The organism is Guyparkeria sp. (assembly GCF_046540515.1).
GTDB lineage: Bacteria > Pseudomonadota > Gammaproteobacteria > Halothiobacillales > Halothiobacillaceae > Guyparkeria.
This window is the reverse complement of record NZ_JBKHFB010000099.1, coordinates 1-4,844: the sequence shown is the minus strand read 5'-3', so window position 1 is coordinate 4,844 and position 4,844 is coordinate 1. Positions and strand designations below refer to the sequence as shown.

Sequence of the window (4,844 nt, the reverse complement as noted above, 5' to 3'; positions counted from 1 at the left end):
CGAGGCCCTGTGGCTGGAGGAAAACCTGGCCGAGAACAGCCGGACGGCCTATCGCCGCGACCTCGAGCTGGCCGCGCGCCGACTATCGGGGGGGCTGCCGCTCGACGAAAGCTGCGCGCTGCCCCGTGCCGACGGCGCGGCACTCGACCACCTGCTTGGCGATCGCCTGAGCGAGGGCGCCGCACCGCGCTCGGTGGGCCGAATGCGCTCGGCCCTGCGCCGCTTCTACGCATGGGCCAATCGCGAGGGCCTGATTCGCCCGAACCCCGCCAGCGACCTGCCGGCACCACGTCGCCCGCGCGACCTGCCCACCGACTTGAGCGAGACCGACGTCGAGGCCCTGCTGAACGCCCCGGACACCCGCACGCCGCTCGGCCTGCGCGACCGTGCCATGCTCGAGACCCTCTACGCCACCGGGCTGCGCGTCTCCGAGCTCGTCAACCTGACCCTCAACGAGGTCCACCTCGCCCAGGGACTGGCACGTATCGTCGGCAAGGGCGGACGTGAACGGCTGGTGCCGATCGGCGACGAGGCGATCGACTGGCTGCAGCGCTACCTCGACGAGGCGCGTCCGGCGCTGCTGGCCGGGCGTCAGACCAACGCAATCTTCGTCTCCGGCCGGGCCGCGGCACTGACACGTCAGGCCTTCTGGTATCGGATAAAGCACCACGCACGAACGGCCGGTCTGGCCCGGCTGCCCTCGCCGCACACCCTGCGCCACGCTTTCGCCACCCACCTGCTCAATCACGGCGCCGATCTGCGCGCGCTGCAGATGCTCCTGGGACACGCCGATCTCTCCACCACCCAGATCTACACCCACGTCGCCACCGCCCGCCTGCAGGCGTTGCATGCCGAGCATCACCCGCGCGGTTGACGTGCCCGAAAACCGGGGCGCTGGATGGCTGGGCGACGGGCGGTGTGTGCTCGGCAGCTGAGTTCATACCGGTGCCCGATGGTGTCACAATGCGCTTCCGATGGAACCCCGACGGCTTTCGAGCATCCAAGTCGCGGGAACCATATCCGGACCCGACCATTCAAACCCAGGTTTAATCAAACGATGCGAGACACACGCTTTGCGCTTGCCGGCCGTCGCGGGCTTACCCTGGCCCTGGCCCTCACCCTGCCGTCCACTGCCGCACTGGCCGGCGACAAGGACGACATCACCGCCAGCATCGAGAAGCACATGCCGGGCGTGCCGATCGACTCGCTCGAGGAGACCCCGGCCAAGGGCATCTACGAGCTCACCTCCAACGGTCAGATCGCCTACGTCACCGCGGACGGCAAGTACCTGATCGCCGGGGACCTGATCGACGTCGAGAACCGACAGAACCTGACCCAGGGCAAACAGGACGCCCAGCGGCTGACCGCACTCGAGGACATCGCCGAGGAGCGCAAGCTGGTCTACCCGGCCGAGGGCGAGAAAAAGCACGCGATCACCATCTTCACCGATCCGACCTGCCCGTTCTGCGACAAGCTTCACAAGGAGCTGCCGAAGCTCCGCGAGGCCGGCGTCGAGGTGACCTACATCCTCACCCCGCGTCAGGGACCGGGCTCCAAGGGCTTCGAGATCTCCTCGAAGGTGGCCTGCGCCGATGACCCGAAGGCGGCGCTGGACGGAGCCATGAAGGGCGATTCGGTGGATGCCGAGGCCTGCCGCAACGACGTGATCGAGGAGAACATGGCCCTGTCCGACCGTCTCGGCATGAGCGGCACGCCCTACACCATTCTGCCCAACGGGGCCGCCATGCCCGGTTACCGCCCGGCGAACGCCATGCTCCAGGCCATCGAGCAAAGCGGCGGCTGACCCAGCCTCGCCCCGCCCAGGGAATCTCTGAACAGAGATTCCCTAGCAACCCCGCACCCGCCGGTGCGGGGTTTTTTTTGCGCTCGCGTCAAACGGCCGGCAGACGCCCCCCCTGGCCCACGAGCGACCTGGCCGGCGCCCCGAAAGCAGGCTCGGCGTGCCTGAGGCAAACTGACCGCGCGCGGCACGGTCGTGGCCAGGGGATACGCATCCGCCATGGAAATGGACGAAAAGAGCGACCCTTCGCTAAAGTCGGCCGCCGATCGACCGATAGAACCGACAAGACAAGCGAGAGCCCTCACGGCCGTTTTCGGCTTCTGAGTCCGGACTCCGGGCCGCACCGGCCTGACCTCAGGGCGACTCGAGCCACCACAGGAGCATTGCCAACACCATGACGATCAAGGCCAAACTCATCCTTCTCGTGGTCCTTGCCGGCGCGGCCACCGTCGGCACCAGCCTGTTCGGCATCTACGCCGAGCTCAAGGGGCATGAGCTCGCCGAGAAGAACCACGAACTGCGCATCATGCCGATCGACCACGTCGGCAACTCCGTCAAGCTGATCAACGAAATGACCACCCAGGCCCTGCTGGCGTTGCAGCACGACCCCGAAAGCCAGACGGCGGCCATGCACGGCCACGAGATCGAGGAACACCTCGACGTGATCGGTGAAAACCTCGATGAGCTCGAGCAGGTCAACGCCCGGATCGCCGAGATCACGCACCGCCAGGCCGAGTCCAACGACGCCCAGCAGGCATTGTTCGAAACCCAGCAGGAACTGGTGAACGTCGCCTTCCTGCCTCTGGAGGAAAAACTCGAGGAAGGCAATTACACCGGTGCCCAGGCCTTGCTGATCCTCACGCTCACCGATGTGCTGCCCGCCTTCGACGAGGCCGCCTCCCGCTATGAAGGCATCCTGCGCGACAACATGGAGGAAGAGCTTGCCCGCAGCAGCGAACGGGTGGAGCAGGACGTCTGGATCTCGATCGCCATCACCGTGATCAACGTGATGATCATCATCGCCATCGCGGCCTGGATCATCCACGGCGTTACCCGCGGCCTGAAGGTGGCCGACCGCTTTGCCACCAACTTCGCCGAGGGCAAGCTCAACGAGCCGGTGCAGCTCGACAGCCGTGACGAGATCGCCGAGATCATCACGCACATGAACACCGCGCGCGAGTCGTTGCGCGAGACCCTCAAGCGCATCGAGGAGGCCTCCGAGCAGCTCGCCTCGGCCGCCGAGGAAACCTCGGCCGTCTCCGAGCAGACCGATCGCGGCGTGGCGCGCCAGATGCAGGAGATCGAGCAGGTCGCCGCGGCCATGAACCAGATGACCGCCACCGTCGAGGACGTCGCGCGCAATGCCTCGGATGCCTCCAGCAGCGCCCAGGCGGCCAACGAGTCGGCCAAGCACGGCCAGACGATCCTCGGCAACGCCGTCAACGCGGTGGGCATCCTCTCCGACGAGATCCGCCAGTCCTCGGACACCATCGATTCGCTCAAGGCCGAATCCGAGGAGATCGGCAAGGTACTCGACGTGATCGGCGCCATAGCCGACCAGACCAACCTGCTGGCGCTCAATGCCGCGATCGAGGCGGCGCGTGCCGGCGAACATGGCCGCGGCTTTGCCGTGGTGGCCGAGGAAGTGCGTGCACTGGCCTCGCGCACCCAGGGATCCACCGAGGAGATCCACGGCATGATCGATCGGCTCCAATCGCGTTCCAATGCCGCGGTAGCCGCGATGCAGCGCGCGCACAACCAGGTCGATCACAGCACCCAGGCCATGTCGGAGACCGAGGCGGCCCTCGGGGAGATCGCCCAGGGGGTCAACGGCATCAACGACCTCAACTTCCAGATCGCCAGCGCCGCCGAACAGCAGAGCGCCGTGGCCGAGGAGGTCAATCGCAACGTGCAGACCATCTCGCAGATCAGCGAGGAGTCGGCACAAGGGGCCACCCAGACCAAGACCGCCTCGGCCGAACTCGCCCGACTGGCCGAGGAACTGCAGGCGCGACTGGCGCGCTTCAAGCTGTAGGCGCCCCGGTCGCACTGAACCGAGACGCGACGACCCGCCTCATGGCGGGTCTTCTTTTATGGTCAGGAAAAACGGAAGAACAACGCCACCCGCCCAACCGCGCCCGTGCGTACACGCGTGACGTGCAGGCGGGGAATCAAGCGGCTACCCTTGTCGCCCTTGCCACCACCCGGACGATTCGCGCATGCCATCCGACAATGAACACCAGCCCATCGTCCTGATCGGTTACGGCGACATCGCCCGGCGACTCGCCGCGAGACTGCCGGATCACGACATCGTCGCCGTCGCCCGACAGCAGCCCGCCTGCCCGCGAGGACACCGGGGAAACTGGACCGGGCTGGCGATCGATCTGGACCAGTCGGGCGACATGCCGATCGAGGCAACGCCGGAGAACGCGATCTGGGTCTATCTCGCCCCGCCGCCGCGCGAGGGGCAGACCGATCCCCGTCTGCGCAACTGGCTGCAAGGCGCCTCACGGTCACCGTCCGGACTGATCTACATCAGCACCACGGGCGTCTACGGCAACCGGAACGGGGCCTGGGTGAACGAGACCACGCCACCGGCTCCGGCCCACGACCGGGGGCGAAGGCGACTCGACGCGGAGGCCCAGTGCCAAACTTACGCACGGGCCCACGCGATACCGGCCTGCACGCTGCGGGTGACGGGCATCTACGACTGCGACCGCCTGCCCGTCGAGAAGGTGCGCCAGGGAGCGCCCGTACCCGCCGGTCCGGAAGCCCCCTGGTCGAACCGCATCCATGCCGAGGACCTCGCGGACATCCTGCACCGGCTGATCGACCGCCTCGAGGCCGGCCGCCCCGTCACCGGCACCTTCAACGTCTCCGACAACCACCCGACCCCCACCAACCTCACCTACCGGCAGATCGCCGCCCACTTCGGCCTGCCCCGACCGCCGGAGGCGCCACTGGCCAGCATCCTCGACCAGGCCAGCCCCATGGCCCGCGAGTTCCTGAGCGAATCGAGACGCGTGGATGCCAGCGCCATTCA

The 4,844-nt window shown here is 67.2% G+C and carries 4 protein-coding genes; all 4 read left to right on the top strand.

The genetic code is table 11. From position 1 onward, the window contains the following. A partial coding sequence (gene xerD, locus ACLFRM_RS08960) for a site-specific tyrosine recombinase XerD (protein WP_410755396.1) occupies nt 1-874 on the top strand: 874 nt, incomplete at its 5' end. Between the two features lie 183 nt (nt 875-1,057). Then, nucleotides 1,058-1,804 carry a DsbC family protein gene (locus ACLFRM_RS08955; RefSeq protein WP_410755395.1) on the top strand — a complete coding sequence of 249 codons (747 nt, stop codon included), beginning with the start codon at nt 1,058-1,060 and terminating at the stop codon, nt 1,802-1,804. A 391-nt stretch (nt 1,805-2,195) separates the two neighbouring features. After that, entirely contained in the window at nt 2,196-3,836 is a 1,641-nt protein-coding gene (locus tag ACLFRM_RS08950; protein ID WP_410755394.1) for a methyl-accepting chemotaxis protein, read from the top strand. 184 nt (nt 3,837-4,020) lie between these two features. Then, nucleotides 4,021-4,844 (top strand): NAD-dependent epimerase/dehydratase family protein (locus ACLFRM_RS08945; RefSeq protein WP_410755393.1); only part of this gene is annotated, 824 nt, incomplete at its 3' end.

Bases quoted from the DNA above. Each gene is read 5' to 3' on its own strand.
- ACLFRM_RS08955 (WP_410755395.1), top strand. From the start codon at position 1,058: ATGCGAGACACACGCTTTGCGCTTGCCGGCCGTCGCGGGCTTACCCTG.
- ACLFRM_RS08950 (WP_410755394.1), top strand. From the start codon at position 2,196: ATGACGATCAAGGCCAAACTCATCCTTCTCGTGGTCCTTGCCGGCGCG.